This window comes from Vibrio sp. CCUG 15886, assembly GCF_028570825.1.
GTDB classification, from domain to species: domain Bacteria; phylum Pseudomonadota; class Gammaproteobacteria; order Enterobacterales; family Vibrionaceae; genus Vibrio; species Vibrio vulnificus_B.
On sequence record NZ_JAQQBT010000006.1, the window covers coordinates 69,929 to 92,992 of the forward strand.

Here is a 23,064-nt window from a genome sequence, read left to right on the forward strand (position 1 = left end):
ATAAAAAAACCGCCAGAGAAACTCTCTAGCGGTTTATTCAGTATCACATTATTTCAATCGGATTAGCCTAGATTTTTGCGTGCGTTTTGGAACATACGCATCCACGCGCCATTTTCACCCCAACCTTCTGGTGCCCATGAGTTTGCTACGGTGCGGAATACACGCTCTGGGTGCGGCATCATGATGGTTACGCGACCATCTTTTGTCGTCAAACCGGTAATCGCATTTGGTGAACCGTTCGGGTTGTTCGGGTATTGTTGTGTTGGATTTCCTAGGTTATCAACAAAGCGGACCGCAACGGTGCCCGATGCTTCAATCGCAGCGAGATGTTGAGCATCGCGTACTTCCACACGACCTTCGCCGTGCGAAACAGCGATAGGCATACGAGAGCCTGCCATGCCATCAAAGAAGACGGAATCCGATTTCTGTACTTCGACTAGGCTAAAGCGTGCTTCAAAACGCTCTGATTCGTTGCGAACGAAACGTGGCCACAAGTCGGCACCTGGGATCAATTCTTTCAAGTTTGAAAGCATCTGACAGCCGTTACATACACCCAGTGAGAAGGTGTTTTCACGATTAAAGAAGGCTTGGAACTGCTCACGTGCTTGCGCATTAAAGAGCACAGATTTCGCCCAACCTTCACCCGCACCTAATACATCACCGTACGAGAAACCACCACAAGCCACTAGACCATGGTACTCATCCAGCACTGCTTGACCCGTCAGAATGTCACTCATGTGGATGTCAGTCGCTTCAAAGCCAGCACGGTCAAACGCTGCTGCCATTTCAACGTGAGAGTTAACCCCCTGCTCACGCAGGATCGCCATCTTAGGTTTCGCGCCTTTCGCGATATAAGGAGCTGCGATATCTTCATTCACATCAAAGCTTAGAGATACATTCAGACCTGGGTCTGAATTGTCTTTCTTCGCTTCAAACTCTTGGTCTGCACACGCTGGGTTATCACGCAGTGCCTGCATCTTATGCGTCGTTTCCGCCCAGATAACACGCAAATCAGTGCGTGAACGTTCCAGTATCAAAGCATCACCAGAGCGAATCACAAAGTTGTCTGAAGCGTCAACCGCACCAATCACGTGTGAACACGCTTCTAGACCATTGGCCGCCAACGTCGACAGCACGGAATCCAATTCGTCGTTCTTAACTTGAACAACCGCACCGAGCTCTTCGTTAAATAACGCCGCCAGAACATCATCACCCAGCGCAGCGATATTCGCGTTGACACCACAGTGACCAGCAAATGCCATCTCTGCAAGTGTCACCAATAGGCCACCATCCCCTTTATCGTGGTACGCAAGCAATTTGTCTTGGCGAACCAGAGCTTGCATCGCATCGAAGAAGCCTTTCAATTGTTCTGCGTTGTCGACGTCAGCCGGCTTATCACCCAATTGCTTGTAAACCTGAGCCAGCGCCGTAGCACCTAAGCGGTTCTTACCGTTGCCAAGGTCAACAAGAACCAGTGAAGTCTCGCCTTTGTCGGTACGCAACTGAGGAGTAATGGTTTTACGTACATCTTCAACACGAGCAAACGCGGTGATGATCAGAGACAGTGGAGAAGTCACTTCTTTCTCTTCACCGTTCTCATTCCACTTGGTCTTCATTGACATTGAGTCTTTACCAACAGGGATAGTAAGACCTAATGCAGGGCACAGTTCTTCACCCACCGCTTTCACCGCTTCGTAAAGACCCGCGTCTTCACCTGGGTGACCTGCTGGTGACATCCAGTTTGCCGACAGCTTAATGCGCTTGATATCGCCGATGTCAGTCGCTGCGATGTTAGTCAGAGACTCACCAACGGCTAGACGAGCTGACGCGCCAAAGTCAAGCAGCGCAACAGGCGTACGTTCACCCATAGACATGGCTTCACCGTGATACGTATCGTAGCTGGCAGCGGTTACCGCACAGTTTGCAACTGGCACCTGCCACGGACCGACCATTTGGTCGCGCGCCACTAAGCCTGTGACGGTACGGTCACCAATGGTGATCAAGAAAGTTTTTTCAGCCACGGTTGGAAGACGAAGTACACGATCCACCGCTTCGTTAAGTTCGATGCCATCACGCGTCATCGCTGGGCTGTCTACTTTGAGTGTGGTTGCTTCACGATGCATCTTTGGTGGCTTGCCAAGCAGAATATCCATTGGCATATCAATCGGTGTATTGTCGAAGTGCGCATCTTCCAGCGTTAGGTGACGCTCTTCCGTTGCCACACCGACCACGGCATATGGCGCACGCTCACGTTTACAGATTGCATCAAATGCCGCCATGTTTTCTGGTGCGACCGCGAGCACATAACGCTCTTGAGATTCGTTACACCAGATTTCCAATGGGCTCATTCCCGGTTCATCGTTTGGTACATCACGCAGTTGGAACTTACCACCACGCTCACCATCATTGACCAATTCGGGTAACGCATTTGAAATACCACCTGCGCCAACGTCGTGAATAAACGCGATTGGGTTGTTGTCGCCAAGCTGCCAACAGCGATCAATCACTTCCTGACAACGGCGTTCCATCTCTGGGTTTTCACGCTGTACCGAAGCGAAATCCAGATCTTCTGCCGACTGACCTGATGCCATAGACGAAGCGGCACCACCACCCAGACCAATGTTCATCGCTGGGCCACCCAGCACGATTAAGCTCGCACCGACAGGGATCTCTTTCTTCTGTACGTGCTCGTCACGAATGTTACCCATACCACCAGCAATCATGATTGGCTTGTGGTAGCCACGCACTTCTTCACCTGCGTGTGACGTCACTTTCTCTTCGTAAGTACGGAAGTAACCAAGGAGGTTTGGACGACCAAATTCGTTGTTGAATGCCGCGCCGCCAAGCGGGCCTTCTAGCATGATGTCAAGGGCGTTGACGATACGACCTGGCTTACCAAAATCGGTTTCCCATGGCTGTTCAAAGCCAGGAATACGCAAGTTCGAGGTGGTAAAACCAACCAGACCCGCTTTTGGCTTACCGCCAATGCCGGTTGCGCCTTCGTCACGAATTTCACCACCAGAACCGGTGGAAGCACCTGGCCATGGTGAGATTGCGGTTGGGTGGTTGTGCGTCTCTACCTTCATCAAGATGTGTGCATCTTCGTGATGGTAGTTGTATTGACGCGTTTCTGGATCGGGGAAGAAACGACCCACTTTTGAACCCGTCATTACCGCTGCGTTATCTTTGTAAGCAGACAGCACGTGATCTGGCGTTGTTTCAAAGGTATTTTTGATCATCTTAAACAGCGATTTTGGCTGTTCCACACCGTCGATCGTCCAATCGGCGTTAAAGATCTTGTGACGACAGTGCTCAGAGTTGGCCTGAGCAAACATCATAAGTTCGATGTCATTTGGATTACGGCCAAGCTTAGTAAAGTTCTCCACCAAGTAATCAATTTCATCTTCTGCCAATGCTAGGCCAAGTGAAACGTTTGCTTCTTCAAGCGCAAGACGACCTCCAGAAAGGATATCCACCTGAGTCATTGGTGCAGGCTGCGCAACGCTGAACAATGCCGCTGCCGCTTCTAAATCACCAAATACCGCTTCCATCATACGGTCATGAATAATGCTTTTTACGATGTCGATTTGTACGCTAGAAAGCTCTGAAGACGACTCAACATAGTACGCCGTGCCGCGCTCTAAACGCTTCACTGCGTTAAGGCCACAGTTTTGTGCAATGTCTGTCGCTTTTGATGACCAAGGAGAGATGGTGCCAGGACGAGGAGTGACCAGCAATAAGAGACCTTGAGGCTCGTGCTCTTCGATAGTTGGGCCGTAAGTAAGAAGTTTCTCTAACTTTTCTAGCGCTTCTGCGTCTAACTCAGAGGTCAAATCCGCAAAGTGCATAAACTCGGCGTAAATGCCCGTTACAGGCAGATCTTGTTCACGACAAAGTTCCAGTAGTTTATTAACTCGAAACTCAGAAAGAGCTGGGGAGCCACGCAAAATTCTCATGTGCTTAGGTCTCTTATGCAATTGATTAAGGTGATATTGGAATAAATTCAGTGGGTTATACTGTTTTACTTCGAACTTATGCCGATTGCACCTCTCTGTTGCGGGCGCATTATATAGCAATTGTTTTTGTGATGTAACACCAAAAGCAACCGTTTGCGTCACTTTTTTTGTCAAATTTGAAATACAACCAAAATGTCGTCGCTAAGAAAAGGTGTACAATTTTGCCTATCGCTTTTTCTTTGCCTACCTTGCCCGCTTTGATATAAAGAGACGAATCGATTTTTGAGAGCAGACTTGATGCCAATATTTAATCTTCACCAACTACGTAACTTTCTGTTTATTATCGCGACAACGCTGTTTTTATCAGCGTGTCAGATTGAATCAAAGCCCACTAGCGAGCTTGATCAGATCAAACAGAGAGGTGTACTCCGTGTCGGCACTCTCAATAATCAACTCTCTTATTACATCGGTCCTGATGGCCAAACTGGTTTAGATTACGAACTCGCTCGCCAGTTTGCAGATGAACTTGGCGTCAAACTTGAAGTGAAAGTGGCTTTTCGCCAAGCCGAGTTGTTCCCCATGCTCAAACGCGGAGACATCGACCTGATCGCCACCGGTCTCAACCAGACCCCAAGAGCGATTAAACAATTTCGCCCCGGCCCAAGTTATTATTACGTCAGTCAAGTCGTGGTGTACAAAAATGGTGCCCTACGCCCACGTAACTTAAAACAGTTAGTCGAATACCAAAACGCCAAAACCGCTTCAGAAGATGAAGCCGAAGCGAGTAACAACGCGGCTGCCAACACTCTGCAAGTGGTGAAACAATCACAAAATGTGACGTTGTTAAAATCGCTACAGAGCGATTACCCAGAGCTTCAATTTACCACCGTCTCTGATGCCGACAATTACGATTTGCTTCGCCGCGTCTCAACAGGAGAGCTGAGGTTTGCCATCAGCGATTCTATCGAATTATCACTGGCTCAACGTCTCTACCCCGATTTAGCCACTGCATTTGAAGTCACCGAAGATCAACCCGTTTCTTGGTTTGTTCGCCGTTCACCGGATGAATCTTTGTATGCGCTGATGATTGAGTTTTTTGGCAACATTAGCCAATCTGGCGAACTTGCACGTTTAGAAGAAAAATACATTGGCCACATTGGCAGCTTCGATTATGTTGATACGCGCGCTTTTATTCGTGCGTTGGACAATAAATTACCCAAATGGGCCCCTTTATTTGAGCAATATTCCGCAGAATTTGACTGGCGCTTAATTGCCGCGCTGGCATACCAAGAATCACATTGGAATCCCCTCGCGAAATCGCCGACCGGTGTGCGCGGTATGATGATGCTGACGTTGCCAACTGCGCAAAGTGTTGGCGTAAAAAACCGCTTAGACCCAGAGCAGTCTATTCGTGGTGGCGTTGAATATCTGCGTCGTATTGTCGCTCGTGTACCTGAATCGATCCCTCAACATGAGAAAATCTGGTTTGCTTTAGCGTCCTACAACGTTGGCTTTGGCCATATGATGGATGCACGCCGTTTAACCAAACGACAAGGTGGCGATCCAGATTCTTGGGGAGATGTGAAAGAGAGACTGCCGCTATTAAGACAGAAGAAGTATTTCAGCCAAACTCGCTACGGTTATGCCCGTGGAGACGAGGCGAAAAATTACGTTGAGAATATCCGCCGCTACTACCAAAGCATCATTGGTCATGTGGGACAAAACTCTCTGATTGCGAGCGATCAAGAGGGCGAAATTCAAGTGATCCCGCCACTCGAAAACAGTGAGCTAGTGGCAGCTAGCGACATTGACGCAGCAGAAAACGAAGCTCTGTCTCCAGATGTCGGCGTGAGCCAAGCGACACTCACCACAGAAGTCCAACCTTAAGAGCAGAAGTGGAGCGATTTTTGTAAAAGTCGATTGCTTTTTATCGACAACTTTATCTAAAATCGCTCTTCTGAATTAAGCTAAGCAGACCACTTCGGTCGATCTAAATCTTAGCGTCACTTTCCAAGCGTCAAGCTTGTACTGAAAGAGTTCATATTTAACCACCCCAAAAACTTCTCTTAAAGCCAAGGCTCTAAAGAATGCGGAGACGTTATCGTCGTCGTTAAGGGGATTATTTATCGTCAGTAGGAGGTCGTTGTGTTAAGACGTCGCGTCCAATCCAAACGCCTGAACAAAACTGTAGCGGCTAACCGACGTAAACGTAAGTTAGCGAATACAAAAAGAAAAATTAGCGCTCGCAATCGCATTTTTGTGCACCTTGTGAACCACGCTTAATTGATGAGTAAACATCTGCACCATAAAACGCAGATGTTTGCTACTACTCTCTACTTTTCTTTCTCGTCCACATCTTCATGATCACTTTGAGTCTGCTGCTCCTTCTTCAACGCCTTGATCTCTTTTCGACGGCGCTTAAAAAAGGCCTGTAACTGGTCACGACATTCCGACTCTAACAATCCTTTTTCGATGGTTGCGTAGTGGTACGCCGCTTGACTAGAAAACAGATCGAGTACCGTCCCAGCCGCCCCTGCTTTCAAGTCAGGAGCACCAAAGACAATGCGTTTTACACGGCTATGCAGTAGTGCGCCTGCACACATTGGGCAAGGCTCTAAGGTGACGTACAATGTGGTGTCAAGCAGACGATAGTTACCCAGACTCTGCCCAGCCTGGCGTAAGGTCTGTATTTCTGCATGGGCCGTTGCATCATGTTGACCAATCGATTGATTCCACCCTTCAGCAATCACTTCGCCATCTTTGACCAGTACCGCGCCAACAGGCACTTCCCCTTCACTTTCAGCAATCGCGGCAAGCTCAATCGCTCTGCGCATAAAAACTTCATCTTGAAGTGAAAAGGGTTGATGTGTCTCTGCCATGTTTACCTCTATCGTCTGGGTTGGGGATTATAGCGGTTATGCGGCTGCAGATAAATGTTGTGCCAGATGATCCACCAGCAAACGAACTTTCGGCGATAAATGTCGATTGTGTGGATACAGCGCCCAAACTCCTTCACGATCATCACGAAAATGTGTCAGCACTTCGATAAGTCGCCCTGCGCGCAAGTGCTCATCAACGTAGTAATCCGGCAACTGAACCAAACCAATCCCTTTCAGAGCGGCATCCAATAGCACAACACCACTAGAGCAACGAATACGCCCATTCACTTTAATGGAACGACCTTGATGATTCTCTTTGAAACGCCAATGATCATGGGTACCGATCAGGCAGTTGTGTGACGACAAATCCGATAACGTGTGAGGCATGCCATGCTGTTCAAAATATTCCGGCGTCGCACAAACATGCAGATGACGATCACTTAGTCGACGCGCCATGGAACTAGAATCCTCAAGCTGACCCAGCCGAACCGCGATATCCACACCCTGCTCAATCAAGTCGAGCTTTTGGTTGGTGAGCACTAACTCTAAATCGATTTTAGGGTAGCGAATCAGAAAGTCATTCAGCAACGACGCAATCTTTTGCTCACCGTAAGTGACTGGGGCGGTAATTCTTAGTTTCCCTAGTGGAGTCTGCTGCATTTGTGTCACGGCTAGCTCCGCTTGATGCAGCCCTTCCAGTATGCTGCGACAATGCTGAACGTAGATCTGCCCAGCCTCAGTGAGTGACACTTTTCTTGTTGAGCGCAGTAACAGTTTTACACCTAACCGCTCTTCCAGTTGTCCGACTCGGCGGCTCACATTTGCGACCGATGTTGCTAAGCGCGTGGCGGCCTGAGTGAAGCTGCTGCTTTCGGCCACCGCAACAAACTCGTTCACACCTTCCCAATGAATATTGGCCATCACACTTCTCCTTCACATTCATTATTACTCATGTGTAAAAGTCATTCTCAATTTGACAGGATTATAAAACAATTTGGAATGACTATACTGAAATTCTTGGTTCGGTGTGCCTATGCACCACCGCTTAGTTAGACGCTTAAAGGAGCCTCTCCATGACTCAAGATAAATTCATCAAATCTCGCGCCGCTGTAGCTTGGGGGCCAAAACAACCACTGAGCATCGAAGAAGTCGATGTCATGCTGCCCAGAAAAGGCGAAGTCCTTGTTCGCATCGTCGCGACTGGGGTTTGTCACACGGATGCTTTTACGCTATCAGGCGATGATCCAGAAGGGGTTTTTCCAGCGATTTTAGGTCATGAAGGTGGCGGTATTGTTGAAATGGTTGGCGAAGGGGTAACCAGCGTCTCAGTCGGTGATCACGTCATTCCCCTTTACACCGCAGAGTGTGGTCAATGTAAGTTCTGTCTGTCTGGTAAAACCAACTTGTGCCAAGCAGTGCGAGAAACACAAGGTAAAGGCTTAATGCCTGATGGCACGACGCGCTTTTATAAAGATGGCAAGCCTATCTTCCACTATATGGGCTGCTCAACCTTTTCGGAGTACACCGTGTTACCTGAAATCTCACTAGCAAAAGTAAATAAAGAAGCGCCGCTGGAAGAGATCTGCTTACTTGGCTGTGGTGTCACGACTGGGATGGGCGCGGTAATCAATACAGCGAAAGTGAAGCAAGGGGATACGGTTGCGATCTTCGGTTTAGGTGGAATTGGCTTGTCAGCGATTATTGGTGCGCGTATGGCTGGTGCGAGTCGCATTATTGCTGTTGATATCAACGATAGAAAATTTGAATTAGCCAAGCAGCTGGGTGCAACAGATTGCATTAACCCTAAAGAACATGCTCAACCGATCCAAGAGGTAATCATCGAGATGACTGACGGCGGCGTGGATTTTTCTTTCGAATGCATCGGTAATGTCAACGTCATGCGCCAAGCGCTCGAATGCTGCCATAAGGGCTGGGGGGAATCTGTCATCATCGGGGTCGCAGGAGCAGGGCAAGAAATCTCAACACGCCCTTTCCAACTGGTCACAGGTCGAGTTTGGCGTGGTAGCGCTTTTGGCGGCGTGAAAGGTCGCTCTCAACTGCCTGCGATTGTTGAGCAATACCTTGCTGGTGAATTTGGTTTACAAGAATTCATCACGCATACAATGCCACTGGAAGGGATCAACGACGCCTTTGAACTGATGCACTCAGGAGAGAGCATTCGCTCAGTGGTTCACTTCGAATAACCCCTCCCCTATTAACATTGGCGAGCTTCGGCTCGCCAAAGGAGCAAGCATGGTTTTGACCCACCTTAGCCAATCAAAAGTTTTCCAAGGTTGGCACAAGCAGTACCAACATCACTCAAGCACGCTGAATTGCGAGATGCGATTTGCGATTTTTTTGCCTCCCCAAGCCACCAACCATCACAAAGTACCCGTCCTGTATTGGTTATCCGGCCTCACCTGTAGCGACGAAAACTTTATGCAAAAAGCGGCGGCATTTGAAAAGGCGGCAGAGCTAGGTATGGCTATTGTTGCCCCCGATACCAGCCCCAGAGGTGAAGGGGTCGCCGACGATCCCGATGGGCACTATGACCTTGGTCTTGGCGCTGGATTTTACCTTAATGCCACTCAAACGCCGTGGAAAAAGCATTATCAGATGTACGACTACATCGTGAGTGAGCTGCCTCAGTTAATTGAAGCTAATTTTCCTGTCACGGAAAAAAGGGCCATTGCAGGACACAGCATGGGGGGACACGGTGCTCTGACAATTGGGATTCGTAATCCAGAGCGATATTGTTCTATTTCCGCATTCAGTCCGATTTGCCACCCCACCAAGGTACCTTGGGGGCAAAAAGCCTTTCGCCATTATTTAGGGGAAGAGACTGGTCAATGGGCACAATACGATGCCGTTGAACTGCTCAAAGAGCATCGCCTTACACGTCCGTTACTGGTCGATCAAGGCGCTGCCGACCCCTTCTTAGAAGAACAACTGCAAATTGAGACGCTGCAACAAGCGTTACAAAACGCTCCTGCACATACTCAAATTCGCCTGCAGCCGGGGTACGATCACAGCTATTTCTTCATCCAAAGCTTTATTGCGGATCATCTCGCCTTTCACTGGCAACACCTTAGTACATAATGAAAAAAAGCCTGCTGAAGCAGGCTTTTTTCTTATCCAATGGTATTACATTGTGTAGGTGTATGGCGCTTGAACACCCAACGGAATACCCACTGCCCAGTAAGCAAGCAGGAAGATCGTCCAACCAATCAGCATCGCGATAGAGAACGGCATCATCAGTGATGCAAGCGTACCGATACCGGTTGATTTCACGTAACGTTGACAGTAAACAACAACGAGTGGGAAGAACACCATCAAAGGTGAAATGATGTTGGATACAGAGTCACCCACACGGTAAGCCGCTTGAGAAAGCTCAGGAGAAATACCCACAGCCATTAGCATTGGAACTAGGATAGGACCAATCAATGCCCACTTAGCCGATGCAGAACCGATAAGTAGGTTCACTGACGCAGTCAGCAGAATCATACCAACGATGGTCGCTTCACCCGGCAGGTTCATCGCTTTCAGACCTTCAGCGCCGTAAAGCGCCAACATGGTACCGATGTTTGACTGAGCAAATGCCGACAAGAACTGTGCACAGAAGAACGACATCACAATGTATGCGCCCATCGTCGACATTGTTGTTGCCATCGCTTTGATAATGTCGTTACTGGATTTGAACGTGCCAGACACACGACCGTAGACATAACCAGGGATGATAAACAGGATGAAGATCAATGGAACAATTGACTTCATGATCGGAGCAGAGAACGCCGTAATTTCACCATTTGGTGAACGCAGCGCTGAGTTCTCAGGCCAGATAGCCGCGATAAGCAGTGCAATACCTGCCATCATTGCCCAACCAGCGTAACGGAACGCTTTCGATTCTAACTCGGTGAATGAACCAAGATCCGGTGCTTTTTCCGCATCGTCATCAATCGGCGTGCTCGCTAGACGAGGCTCGATGATTTTCTCTGTCACATACCAGCCAATCGCAATGATGATCACTGAAGAAAGACCAGTGAAGAAAATGTTCGCCAGTGGGTTAACCACGTATGCAGGATCAAGAACCTGAGCTGCCGTTTGTGTAAAGCCAGCCAATAGAGGGTCGATACCTGAAGGGATAAAGTTGGCCGAGAAACCACCCGATACACCCGCAAACGCAGCCGCGATACCCGCAAGAGGGTGACGACCTGCCGCATGGAAAATGATACCACCTAGCGGAATAACCAGCACGTAGCCTGCATCCGCTGCGGTGTGCGATACGATCGCCACCAAAATCAGCATAGGAGTCAGAAGCTTAGCTGGCGTGAAATTCAGCATCTTCTTAAGGCCTGTGGTAATAAAGCCTGAAGAGTCCGCAACACCGACACCAAGCATCGCCACTAACACGATTCCTAGAGGTGCAAAACCAGTAAACGTGGTCACCATGTTTGCAAGAAAACTGGCTAATGATTCACCGGTTAGAAGGTTTTTGATTGCAAGAGCGTCGCCAGTTCGAGGATTGATAAGATCAAACGAAACGTTTGACAAAAGTGCAGACGCAGCCCAAGTAATCACTAGTGCCCAGAAGAACAAAATCGCAGGATCTGGGATCTTGTTCCCTACCCTTTCGATGAAGTTCAAAAAACGATCCATACCGCTCGGCTTCGGCGATGGCGCTTGATTTACAGCTTGGTTACTCATGGTAACTCCATAATCAATGATGTTGGTGCCAATGGCTTCTTAAAATTATTGTTTCAGCCTATTTTTCAACGTTTGATTCTATTAAATCCGTTTAAGAAAAGCACAAGGTTCCGAAAGTTTTTCCATATTTGGAGACATATTTTGCAAAAACACAATCAATGCGCAACAAATTAAACACAATCAAAAACCCTTTTTTGAAACAAAAACGACACCATATTGAAATACATCACGATAACAACTGAAGCACCTGTCACCATTTAACCACTCAATATCAACTCATCACATATCAAATTCGCTGTATTTGGAAATCATTGTTTTAAGCTCAATAGAGTGCGAATCACCTAGCCGATCCGTCCACGTAGTTTTTATCTCTATTGTTTTTAAGGCACCGGAAACACTACTGCTAGGAACATTCCAATACACGTTGTAACCACTAGCAACAGCAGAACTTCCCGCAGAGAAATCTGTCGAAAAGTCAGCCCCAGAAATAGATGACATAGCATCAGAAATACCACGTGTCCGAAACCATTCGAGTTTTTGTTCTGCTAAGTTGAGCGCCTCAATGCTCCTCTCAGCAAAATCGGCTTTACGCTCCATGTACACTTGAAGTTTTATCAACCCCAAGGCTCCGATACCAATAAGTAGAAAAGAGATCAGCACTTCTATCAAACTGAAACCACTTTGCTTACAAATCATTCCAGCTCCCCTTTTCCCATGCGTAAAAAATAACGGGATCAACCACCTCTTCTATATTGTCTCTATTGAAAGCAAAGTTCAGTGAGTTTGCGAAGTAAGCTGCATAGCTTGGACTATCTAAAACTTGCCCCCCAGAGAAAGTAAATGCCCCTCTTTGAAAATAAACAATTCGGTTTTTACTCAACCCTGTAAAGTGAACAACCTCTGCAAAATGATCTTTTGCTTCAAAGTTATCCCAAAGAGTATCTAAGTTAGTTGGTGCTGTTGTATGAAGTTGATACAGCATTCCAGGAAACGTCATCGCGCCATGTGCAGCAAAAATGCCGTTGTGCACTAGTAATAAAACAGGATCCCCTCCCGAACTAACAAAAGCCTCGGAAATATGATCGATCCCACCTTTAATCGGGTTACCGTTTGAATCGGTTGGATAATTACCATTAATTTTTGTGGAAGACGTAAATTCACACGAACCCGTTACCCATATTCTTCGCTTACCTGCGTTTATCTGATCAGCCACTTTTTTTCCACAATCCGTAACTATCTTATCCAACACGTTGTCAAAATTTACAGTGGCAAAGTTGAGATTAGTTTTTACGCTACTCCAATTGGATCTCTGCACTCTGAAAAGATCATAGAAAGGCTCCAGAGCGCCATCCTGAATAAAATCATCACCATATCCAGTATCTGCGGAGATATTGGTCTTGTGCGAAGCTTTACAATCTTTAGATTTATGATTGAAGCCTTGATATGGAACACTGCCATGTATCACGCCTTGGTTAGTGGCGCCTGATCTAGAGTGAAATGCACTTTTGTAACGGATTGCTGTACATTCCCATCCATCATCAAAATCACCAGGATCAGGTGTAGAAAAAGTAGCACTACCGTTGATATAGAGATCGGAGCTACTTTTCAGAGCACCGCTAGATGCACCACGACTCAGTTTAAGAGTTTTGCTTATCGTCGCATGTCCGCTAGAGGCTACTTTGCTCGTAATTTTATTGTTGCTATCGATAGCAAGATTAGACAGTCCTAATGGGTTTTTACACGTAGAAGGAAAAAGAGTAGTTGCAGCAAGAATATCACCTTGCTGTCTGACAAGCGCAAACGCGCACTCCAATCCCCCCTCCGCTTTCCAGTAACTTTGCCGTGACAATACCTCATTTTGCGCTCGTTTGATTTGATAAAGCAATGTTTTATAACTACCTAAAGTCGCCATGAGTGCAGCGATCAGCAATACACTCGTAACAAGCAAGGTCGTCGCACCTTGTTCACGATTTATCATTGCCAATTCCTCTGCGTTACTGAGAATGAAACGTTTTCTTTACTGGATGGGAGGTCGGTCAAGCGCGTAATCAATTCAATATCAAAATAAGCTGACGTCGCACCACCACCCGCTATATTTTTCTGCACTACATTGAATGCCTCTACCTGGATCTGGCTAGCCACAAATAAAGAATTACAGGAATTTACAAATGAACCGACAAAATTGCTCGCTTGAGCTGTCGTAATCAAATAATCTAACTCCTTTTCACATATTCTAAGAATGTGACTATCATTATCTCTTTGTTCATAAACTACATTCTTATATAGCGGCGTTGCTCCAGACATTTTGGTAAAATAAGCGTAAGCAATTAACCCCTCATCTGCACTATTGTGTGAATAGATCACCGTGGTTGCCCCTGATAGTCTGACCGTTTGACCATTACTTCCATCATAGCCAGCTCTCAACATGTCTGAATGCATCATCTGCGTAACACTCCTTGTGTTTTGCAATAACATCAAATCTTTGCTGCGCTTCGCTGACGCATTTTGTCCTTGAATAAAAATCGAACCAACAACACCTAATGCAAACAAGCCAATAGTTGCGGATATCATAAATTCGACCAACGAGGCACCTAACTGCCTCTTACGTTGAAAAGAAATTTGTTTAGCAACGAGGGTAGCCATAGTATTCATCACTCTGGTTATCACTACATAGGCGGAAACGGGCAGAACGATTATGCGCAATTAACTTAATTGCTTTCGTAGATTCACCTGTAGGGTAAAAACGGATGTTGCCCTGACTAGGACGGCCATAAACACCATCAAAACTGATCTGATCAGACGGGAACTGCGATTTAACTAATACTCCTTTGTAAGGAGCACCCGAAAGATTAAGCAAGACAGTACCAATTCCTGGAGTTGCATTGTCAGTAAGTTCAATTTTCCAAGTCCCTAAACTATCCCCATTAGCTGCGATGGAAATATGTGCCCAAAGATTTTGTCGACGTAATACAGCCTCCGATTTTGCTTGGATAACAAAGCCATGCAATTCATTTCCTAGTCTCTGCATTTTGGTTGTATTCGTAACACCAGTAAAACTAGGTACTGCCCAAGCTAAAATTACAGCCAGTACAGCCACTGTAATTAAGAGCTCCAAAAGTGTGAAGCCGCGAGTCATTTCCCAAATTCCTATGTAATCTATTGCTAAGCAACAATTCAACTTGCACCAATGCTAGCACCATAGAAAAATAGGAGGAAAATCAACGAGGAAGTGTTCGTGATGATTCGAAATTTTCCCTGCAAACACTACAATAAACACTCATCTGGTATGACATTGATCGAATTATTAATCGCCGTAGTCATCGTGGGGATCTTGGCAAGCATCAGCTACCCGAGCTACAAAAATTATGTGATCGAGTCGCATAGAACAGTAGCCAAAGCAGATATGGCAAAAATTCAGTTGGAGCTGGAACGTAGCTACAATAGTGGTTATCAATGGACGCAAATTCTATCCGGCAGCACTTGCCTGATATGTGACTCTCTCTCGGAAAGATATACATTTTCTGTTGCCAGTTCTGCAACCATTTCATATACCATTACAGCGACAGCGAAAACCGATAAAGGTCAAAGCAACGATCCTTGCCTAGCCAATGAAACGATAAAAAAAATGACGCTCGATTCAACCAACCAAGCAAAACCAACGGCTTGTTGGTAACAAAAAAGCCCGTTTGGCATCACCAAACGGGCTTTGTCGTACTGAACTCTTATCACATGACTAGCTGGTCAAATCGTCAAAGAACTTCTTAACACCATTAAAGAAGCCTTCTGATTTTGGTTTGTGCTTGGTGGCCGCTTCACCACAGCAAGACTCTTCAAACTCTTTCAGCAACTCTTTTTGACGTGAACTCAAGTTCACTGGCGTCTCGACCACAAGTTTCACAATCAAATCACCGATTGCGCCGCCGCGAACGCCTTTTACGCCTTTGCCACGCATACGGAACATGCGGCCCGTTTGGGTCTCTGATGGTACTTTCAAATTCACACGGCCATCGAGTGTTGGTACTTCCACTTCGCCACCCAGTGCCGCCATAGCAAAACTTACTGGCACTTCACAGTAAAGGTTATTGCCTTCACGTTCAAAGATGTGGTGCTCTCTTACGTGCACTTGTACATACAAATCACCCGCTGGAGCGCCGCGCTCGCCCGCTTCCCCTTCACCAGAGAGACGAATGCGATCGCCTGTGTCAACCCCTGCTGGAATCTTAACATTGAGCGTTTTGGTTTTCTGCTTGCGGCCTTGACCATGACACACATTACATGGGTCTTTGATGATCTTGCCTTTGCCGTGACAAGTTGGACAGGTTTGCTGCACAGCGAAGAAACCTTGGCGCATCTGAACCTGACCATGGCCATGACAGGTGCCACAAGTTTCGGCAGAAGTGCCTTTCTTCGCGCCCGAGCCTTCACAAGTATCACAATGAACCAATGTCGGAACTTCAATTTCCTTCGAAACACCACGAACGGCCTCTTCTAGCGACAGTTCCATGTTGTAGCGCAGATCCGCGCCACGCTGTGGACGAGCATGACCACCACCACGGCGACCACCACCAAAAATATCGCCAAAAACGTCGCCGAAGATGTCACCAAAGTCAGCACCACCGCCACCAAAACCACCGCCGAAGCCGCCACCGCCTTGTTCAAATGCAGCATGGCCATATTGATCGTAAGCCGCTTTTTTCTGTGGATCGGTCAGAATTTCGTACGCTTCTTTTACTTCTTTAAACTTATCCGCAGCAGACTCGTCACCCTGATTGCGATCTGGGTGAAATTTCATCGCCAAGCGCTTATACGCCTTTTTGATGTCTCGCTCTGAGGCATCGCGACTAACGCCTAATACTTCGTAAAAATCACGTTTTGACATGTTATTCGTCACCAATTAATTACTGCAAACGGTTGATTCCGCTTGGTGTTTGTATCGATATAGATAAAGGTTCGACGTTTGAAAACAATGAAGTCCTTTATCTATAAGTACACAGGTATTTACAAACTTACGGGCGTAAGAGTTACCCCAAACGCCCGCAAACAGGAAGTTCAACACCAGATGGCGTATTGCCATCTGGTTAAACAAGATTATTTCTTGTCGTCTTTCACTTCTTCAAACTCTGCATCAACAACATCGTCTTCTTGAGACTGAGCACCAGCTTCCGCTGAACCTTGTTGTGCTTGAGCTTGTTGCTGAGCGATTTCCATTAGCTTCTGAGCTGCAGCCATTAGCGCTTGGATTTTCGCTTCGATCGCTTCTTTGTCTTCGCCTTTACGAGCTTCTTCAAGTTCGCTGATTGCTGTTTCGATCTTCGCCTTCTCATCTGCTGGTAGCGCTTCGCCCGCTTCTTCTACTTGCTTGCGTGTACCGTGGATGATTTGGTCAGCTTGGTTACGTGCAGTTGCTAACTCTTCGAACTTTTTGTCCGCTTCTTTGTTTGCTTCTGCTTCTTGTACCATTTTCTCAATCTCAGCGTCGCTTAAACCGCCAGAAGCTTGGATAGTGATCTTCTGCTCTTTACCAGTCTGCTTATCTTTCGCAGATACGTGTAGGATACCATCCGCATCAAGGTCGAAAGTCACTTCGATCTGTGGCATACCACGTGGTGCAGGGTTGATACCTTCAAGGTTGAACTGACCTAGCGACTTGTTGTACATCGCTTGTTTACGCTCACCTTGTAGCACGTGAATCGTTACCGCACTCTGGTTATCTTCTGCTGTCGAGAACACTTGGTTCGCTTTGGTTGGGATAGTAGTGTTCTTCTCAACCAACTTCGTCATTACACCACCCATAGTCTCGATACCTAGAGACAGCGGTGTTACGTCTAGTAGAAGAACGTCTTTAACATCACCTGCTAGTACACCACCTTGAACAGCCGCGCCTACCGCTACTGCTTCGTCTGGGTTTACATCACGACGTGGTTCTTTACCAAAGAACTCTGTTACTTTCGCTTGAACCATAGGCATACGAGTCTGACCACCCACTAGGATAACGTCAGTGATGTCACCTACAGAAAGATCTGCATCCGCAAGCGCAACTTTTAGCGGCTCTAGTGAACGTTGAACTAGGTCTTCAACCAGTGATTCTAGCTTCGCACGTGTCACTTTGATGTTCATGTGCTTAGGACCCGTTGCATCTGCCGTGATGTATGGCAGGTTTACGTCAGTCTGGTTAGTAGAAGACAGTTCGATCTTCGCTTTTTCTGCCGCTTCTTTAACGCGCTGCATTGCTAGTGGATCGTTCTTCAGATCGATACCTTGATCTTTCTTGAATTCTGCTACTAGGTAGTTGATTAGACGGTTGTCAAAGTCTTCACCACCAAGGTGAGTATCACCATTGGTTGCTAGTACTTCAAAGGTTTTCTCGCCTTCAACTTCATCGATTTCGATGATAGAGATATCGAATGTACCACCACCGAGGTCGTATACTGCGATAGTGCGATCACCACCTTGCTTGTCTAGGCCGTATGCTAGCGCTGCCGCAGTTGGTTCGTTGATAATACGCTTAACTTCTAGACCCGCGATACGACCAGCATCCTTTGTTGCTTGGCGCTGAGCATCGTTAAAGTATGCAGGAACGGTAATTACTGCACCTGTTACTTCTTCACCTAGGAAGTCTTCTGCTGTTTTCTTCATTTTCTTAAGAACTTCAGCAGAAACCTGAGGAGCTGCCATTTTTTGGCCTTTCGCTTCAACCCAAGCATCACCGTTATCTGCCTTCACAATTTTGTATGGCATGATTTCGATGTCGCGCTGAACTTCTTCATCTTCAAAACGACGACCAATCAAACGCTTGATTGCAAATAGCGTGTTTTCTGGGTTTGTTACCGCTTGACGTTTTGCAGGTTGACCAACAAGAGTCTCACCATCGGTATAAGCGATAACTGAAGGAGTTGTGCGCTCACCCTCCGCATTTTCGATTACACGTGGTTTGTCGCCGTCTAGTACAGCAACACAAGAGTTAGTAGTACCTAAGTCAATACCAATGATTTTACCCATCTGGCTATCTCCAAATAAATTCTATTTTCTTTTGCTTTATCCCCTATATGGGGATCGACAATGGGGATTCAACCCTTACTCACAAAACCAAAATAAGTTGTGTGTTTCACTTATGCCTCATAAATAGGGGCGTCAAAAACCTTTTCAAGGGGCAACAAGAAAAAAAGTGATATTTTTTTATTGGATTCGAGTCATCAGATGGCGGAGTCAATATCCGCTCCGCACAATTGAAAGGATAATTTAAGACGAGAGAGGACGAGAATCTGCGCGTTGAAAATATAAACTCGCTCGCTTAACCGTCACGCCAACGGCGCCGACACCTGCCATGGTCAGCACAATACTGGGCCCGACCGGATAATCTCCCCACAATGACATCAAAAAGCCCGCGCTCCCACCAACAATACCAAGGCTTATCGCCGCCCACCAATAGAGCGAAGTTCGAAAGAGCAAGGCAAACAGAGCGGGCAAAATGAGTGCTGCAAATTCAAGATAAACCCCTAGGTTGATCACCAAAGGCGGAACCGCCAAAGCAAACAGCAGATAGAATTTTGCCCCCTCCAACCAATGAGGACGCTGCCATTGCACCCAAAGCAAACTGAGCGTCACCATCAAAACCAACCCAACATCAGCGATGTCTGTCCATAGCAAGCGGCCACCCAGCAGCGAATCAATCAACTCTTTACCATGTGCCTGAACGCTCACAACATTGATGGAAACGCACGCAGCAATGACATACAGCAGTCCAATCATGGCTTCCAAATGCGGCGTCGCTCGATACTCTAAATAGCTGAGTAACCCAGCCACTGGTAAAGTCAATAAATACGAAGCCAGTACTTTACTCAGCAAACTGGCTTCAAACCCCGCATAGAGCTCTACGATGATCATCGCCAGTGCCGAGATTTGTGCCATGGCCAAATCAATAAAGACCACCCCACGGCGTAACACTTGCCTTCCTAAAATGATGTTACTCACCAAAGCCAGTAACCCAATGGCCACTGGTGTCATTAGCCAGATGTGCACACTCATGGCGCACTTCTCAACTGAAGCAGTTGCGCAATACTGTCATCAATCAGCGCGATCAGATCACTGGCCTGCTCTCTTCCTCCAACACTTTGAGCCAACTGCACAATCGGCAACTGGCTTCGCTGGGCCAGCCAGTTGGCCGCATCCACAGGTTGATGGCTGGAGTAGACGATACCACTCACCTGACTCAAATCGAGCTGATTCAACTTTTGCAGATGCGCCATCGTCGGTGGCAATCCGGGCTTTGGTTCAAGATCCGCCACTTGTTCTATTCCCAACCAAGCATAAAGGTAGCGATAGGTCTGGTGGTAACCCACCACTTGCATACCTTGTAATGATCTTGCTTGCTCACGCCAAAAGGACAAACGTTTTTGCCACGCATGACGAAACTTTACCCCCATCCCTTTATATAGGGACTGATTGTCTGGATCGATAAGCGCAAGCCTATCCGCTAACGCACGAGACACCGCTGGCATATCGGCCAGTGCAAATTGGACGTGAGGATTACCGTGTGCGTGCACATCGCCCATAGCACGATCAAGCTGCTCATGTTTATCCAACATTTGCACATAGTCACTGACCCAAAACAACCCCGTTTGCCCGTTTTGTACTTTCGGGTTGCGGCTTTGTCTTTGCAGTTCAGGTAGCCAACCGATCTCTAGCTCAGCACCAGAACAGACCACCAGATCTGCACGGCGCATTTGTGCAATCAGTGATGGCCTAGCTTGAACATAATGCGGATCTTGCATCGCCGTGGTTGCGGAGTAAATCCGTGCATCAGGCGCGTGCTGGCGGACCAAATCAGCCCAATCCGGCTGGCAGACAAAGACATTCAGCCCTGCGATGCTCGGCATGCTCAAAAGTAACAGCGACAAACAAACACTAAAACGCATGAGCATGGTGCGCTCCAAATGACATCACGTATTGCACGCTAAATAAGGTCTCATCACCATCAACGTTTTCTTCATAGGTCACCTGACCACGAATGCGACCAAAATGGGAAGCATGCCAATCCAGCGCGACATCCCACTCTTTCAGATCGCCACGAGAAAACTCGCCATGCAAGTGATCACCATGAGCATGCACTTCTCCTTCCACAGTTTTCACTTCCCCATAACGTGTACTCATGGTCCAACTCGGATGGAATTGATAAGCCAGCTCCGCATACCAACCTTGTGCAGCTTGTTCCGCTCCAGGCACACTCGCCATTGGCGGATCAAATCGATTGTCTAAATACCAAAATTCACTGCTGGCTCTCACATTGGTTTGACGATAGTTACCTTCCGGTGCCCATTTCCAAGTGAAATCCGTACCGTATAAATTACGCCCGGTTATCGCGGGCCCATGCGAATGGCCAGCGTGATCATGATGATGGTCATGCGCACTGTGACCCGATGACTCGGAATGAATAAACTGACGACCATTGGCATTGTAAAGTGCACTCACTCCCCAGCGCCAACTGTGCTCCACACCTAAGTCTGCGCCAATTTGCACGTTCGCGGTATACACACCAACATTCACCGGATCGCTATACTCTGCATCCAAAGGCTTTCCGCTAAACGCTTCGATACTCGTCTGCAGATAAAAATCGCTCGGTGCCAACCAACTCATTTGAACGCCATCATCAAAATAGTGACCACCAAGAAATGCGCGATAAACAGCCGGGCGCTCGATAAACGCATCTTCATGCATGTGTTTATTGTTTAGATAGCCAATGTGAGAGAGCAATCTCCCCGCTTTCAGTTTGAATCCCAGCGGTAAACTGAGCGTTTCTATCCAAGCCTCTTCGAGTTCAAGCTCAGTTTCTCCCCCATGGCTCGCCAGTACCGTAACGAGCTGGCCTTTGAAGTGATGATCAATGTTACTGCTTAGTACAAGCTCAGAATGACCAAGCGAAAATCCCTTGTCACGGCTTCCCCAATGGCGAGATTCATTTTGATAACTGCCATCCAGAACGACGCCAATATCAATATTTGCGTTTACCGCTGAACTACTGATGAGCATGGCACCACACAAAAACAACCTACTCTTCTTTACTGCTGGGACTCTCACGACATCCATCTCCGATTAATTAATGATAATACGTCTCAAAACTATTGAATGAAACAAATGTTATGTTATAACATTTCAAAAATCAATCGGACCTACCTCAATTAATCTCGTAGGTTTATTCCATCGCTCAAATGAAAGGACATCTTTAAATGCAACCCCTGTTGACCACCAAAGGCAAATACACCGCACTCTCTCTGGCTGTCATGCTGACACTCAGTGGCTGTAGTGAAGGCGAGAACAAAGCAGACCATCACAATCATCAAGATTCAGAACATTCGCCATCCGCCATGAGCCGTTTGGTCGTCACAGAGCAAGGCAGCACGAACCTCTACGTTCTTGAAGGCAAAAATTGGGCACCCTTGGAACAGTTTAATTTACAAAATACGCCATCAGGCCTGAAAACCAGCCCTGATGGGCGTTACGCGTTGGCCTTGCAACGCAATCAAAACCTCGTGGAAGTTCTCGATTCTGGTATTGAAGCAGAAGCACATGGCGATCATTTCCATTTACACGTAGAGCGTCCACAATTACTCACTACCCAGTATCAGGGCATCAAACCAACGCATTACGATCTTAGTGACGACACTGCGGCGCTCTTTTTTGATGGCGACAGCAACAGCGGAGAAAACGCAGAGTTTCGAGTATTAAATGATGCCAGCATCGCCAATGGCACTGCCCTAGCTCATTACACCTTTGGGTATGCCGTGCACGGCACCGCGCAACTGTTTGGGGAACATGCGTTTACCGGCATTGTCGACAATGCGGCCAATCCCGCTTTGCCAAACAAAGTCGTGGCTCTTGAACAACACGGTGACCATTTTCACGAATTGAGCACCTCAACCGATGCGTGCCCCGCTCTTCACGGCAGTGCACAATCCAAAACACAAGTGGCTTTTGCGTGTAGTGATGGTGTGATTGTTGTTGATACACCCAATGCCACCCCACAATTCACTAAACTCGCCAATCCGGCAGGTTTAGACACGGGATCTCGATTTGGCACTGTGGTGGGTTTTGATGCTGCGGATAAACTGTTGTTTCTCACTCGTCAGGCTCAAGCCTTTTATCTCGCCCAAGGAGAACTGAAAGAGGTCAATTGGAAGTCCTCTCCGGAGGAAGGGGTTTTAGCTCATTATGCTGCTAACGACGCCTTGGTTGTGGTGAGTTCCAACGGCACATTGAAAGTGTTTAATGCCGCGGCGAATTTCATTCAAAGCCACAACATCAATTTATGGGAAATGCCACCAGCGTTGGCGGAAGGACAAAAAATTCAGTTCACAGAAGACAAACGTACAGGTCACCTTATTGTGAGCGATCCTGCCAATAACCAACTGCTGGAAATCGACCTTGTCAAAGAAGAGGTCCGTCAACATCCGCTTGATTTTGTTCCTCACTTACTCACTTGGGTAGGGACCGTTGAACAAGAACACCAGCATTGATGCTTGACGCTTGAT

General features: G+C 47.2%; 18 protein-coding genes. 5 read left to right on the forward strand and 13 right to left on the reverse strand.

Annotation, left to right across the window (positions count from 1 at the left end):
- Positions 1–62: 62 nt before the first annotated feature.
- Positions 63–3,956: a phosphoribosylformylglycinamidine synthase gene (purL, locus tag PQQ36_RS13350; RefSeq protein ID WP_258427623.1), complete on the reverse strand. Its 3,894-nt coding sequence runs from the start codon at positions 3,954–3,956 to the stop codon at positions 63–65.
- A 297-nt stretch (positions 3,957–4,253) separates the two neighbouring features.
- Between purL and mltF the strand changes: the two genes are divergently transcribed.
- On the forward strand, positions 4,254–5,843 hold the full coding sequence (gene mltF, locus PQQ36_RS13355; RefSeq protein ID WP_011078441.1) for a membrane-bound lytic murein transglycosylase MltF: 1,590 nt from the start codon (positions 4,254–4,256) through the stop codon (positions 5,841–5,843).
- Positions 5,844–6,289: 446 nt separating this feature from the next.
- On the opposite strand, the gene tadA is transcribed toward mltF, so the two are convergent.
- On the reverse strand, positions 6,290–6,835 hold the full coding sequence (gene tadA, locus PQQ36_RS13360; protein WP_039552974.1) for a tRNA adenosine(34) deaminase TadA: 546 nt from the start codon (positions 6,833–6,835) through the stop codon (positions 6,290–6,292).
- A gap of 36 nt (positions 6,836–6,871) precedes the next feature.
- Entirely contained in the window at positions 6,872–7,756 is an 885-nt protein-coding gene (locus PQQ36_RS13365; RefSeq protein ID WP_258427625.1) for a LysR substrate-binding domain-containing protein, read from the reverse strand.
- A gap of 152 nt (positions 7,757–7,908) precedes the next feature.
- Between PQQ36_RS13365 and PQQ36_RS13370 the strand changes: the two genes are divergently transcribed.
- Together PQQ36_RS13370 and fghA are read left to right on the forward strand one after the other, a co-directional pair.
- Complete coding sequence (locus PQQ36_RS13370) at positions 7,909–9,039, forward strand: S-(hydroxymethyl)glutathione dehydrogenase/class III alcohol dehydrogenase (protein WP_011078444.1); 1,131 nt, start codon at positions 7,909–7,911, stop codon at positions 9,037–9,039.
- Positions 9,040–9,088: 49 nt separating this feature from the next.
- A complete protein-coding gene (fghA, locus tag PQQ36_RS13375) occupies positions 9,089–9,934 on the forward strand; it encodes an S-formylglutathione hydrolase (RefSeq protein ID WP_065090690.1) in 846 nt (281 codons plus the stop codon).
- A 45-nt stretch (positions 9,935–9,979) separates the two neighbouring features.
- Here the strand turns inward: fghA and PQQ36_RS13380 are convergent, their stop codons facing one another.
- From PQQ36_RS13380 to PQQ36_RS13400, 5 genes are all read right to left on the reverse strand, one after another.
- Entirely contained in the window at positions 9,980–11,539 is a 1,560-nt protein-coding gene (locus PQQ36_RS13380; RefSeq protein ID WP_011078446.1) for an AbgT family transporter, read from the reverse strand.
- Between the two features lie 279 nt (positions 11,540–11,818).
- Complete coding sequence (locus PQQ36_RS13385) at positions 11,819–12,235, reverse strand: type IV pilus modification PilV family protein (protein WP_011078447.1); 417 nt, start codon at positions 12,233–12,235, stop codon at positions 11,819–11,821.
- On the reverse strand, positions 12,225–13,517 hold the full coding sequence (locus tag PQQ36_RS13390) for a hypothetical protein (protein ID WP_130268114.1): 1,293 nt from the start codon (positions 13,515–13,517) through the stop codon (positions 12,225–12,227). Before PQQ36_RS13390 ends, PQQ36_RS13385 begins: the two co-directional genes overlap by 11 nt.
- Positions 13,514–14,182 carry a PilW family protein gene (locus tag PQQ36_RS13395; protein ID WP_108677666.1) on the reverse strand — a complete coding sequence of 223 codons (669 nt, stop codon included), beginning with the start codon at positions 14,180–14,182 and terminating at the stop codon, positions 13,514–13,516. The genes PQQ36_RS13390 and PQQ36_RS13395 overlap by 4 nt, the downstream gene beginning before the upstream one ends.
- On the reverse strand, positions 14,163–14,675 hold the full coding sequence (locus PQQ36_RS13400) for a GspH/FimT family pseudopilin (protein WP_011078450.1): 513 nt from the start codon (positions 14,673–14,675) through the stop codon (positions 14,163–14,165). The genes PQQ36_RS13395 and PQQ36_RS13400 overlap by 20 nt, the downstream gene beginning before the upstream one ends.
- Before the next feature lie 102 nt (positions 14,676–14,777).
- Between PQQ36_RS13400 and PQQ36_RS13405 the strand changes: the two genes are divergently transcribed.
- Entirely contained in the window at positions 14,778–15,212 is a 435-nt protein-coding gene (locus PQQ36_RS13405; protein ID WP_013572320.1) for a type IV pilin protein, read from the forward strand.
- Positions 15,213–15,272: 60 nt separating this feature from the next.
- Here PQQ36_RS13405 and dnaJ read toward each other — a convergent pair whose 3' ends face one another.
- From dnaJ to PQQ36_RS13430, 5 genes are all read right to left on the reverse strand, one after another.
- Positions 15,273–16,418: a molecular chaperone DnaJ gene (gene dnaJ / locus PQQ36_RS13410; protein WP_013572321.1), complete on the reverse strand. Its 1,146-nt coding sequence runs from the start codon at positions 16,416–16,418 to the stop codon at positions 15,273–15,275.
- Between the two features lie 209 nt (positions 16,419–16,627).
- Positions 16,628–18,538: a molecular chaperone DnaK gene (gene dnaK / locus PQQ36_RS13415; protein ID WP_011078453.1), complete on the reverse strand. Its 1,911-nt coding sequence runs from the start codon at positions 18,536–18,538 to the stop codon at positions 16,628–16,630.
- Between the two features lie 240 nt (positions 18,539–18,778).
- Positions 18,779–19,564, reverse strand: a complete 786-nt coding sequence (locus PQQ36_RS13420) for a zinc ABC transporter permease (RefSeq protein ID WP_258427627.1) — start codon at positions 19,562–19,564, stop codon at positions 18,779–18,781.
- Positions 19,561–20,460, reverse strand: a complete 900-nt coding sequence (locus PQQ36_RS13425) for a metal ABC transporter solute-binding protein, Zn/Mn family (protein WP_258427628.1) — start codon at positions 20,458–20,460, stop codon at positions 19,561–19,563. The genes PQQ36_RS13420 and PQQ36_RS13425 overlap by 4 nt, the downstream gene beginning before the upstream one ends.
- The gene (locus PQQ36_RS13430) at positions 20,444–21,622 is read right to left on the reverse strand and encodes a TonB-dependent receptor (protein WP_309302339.1); all 1,179 of its coding nucleotides are present in this window, start codon (positions 21,620–21,622) and stop codon (positions 20,444–20,446) included. The genes PQQ36_RS13425 and PQQ36_RS13430 overlap by 17 nt, the downstream gene beginning before the upstream one ends.
- A gap of 140 nt (positions 21,623–21,762) precedes the next feature.
- On the opposite strand from PQQ36_RS13430, the gene PQQ36_RS13435 reads away from it, so the two are divergent.
- Entirely contained in the window at positions 21,763–23,049 is a 1,287-nt protein-coding gene (locus PQQ36_RS13435) for a hypothetical protein (protein WP_273661668.1), read from the forward strand.
- Positions 23,050–23,064 lie beyond the last annotated feature (15 nt).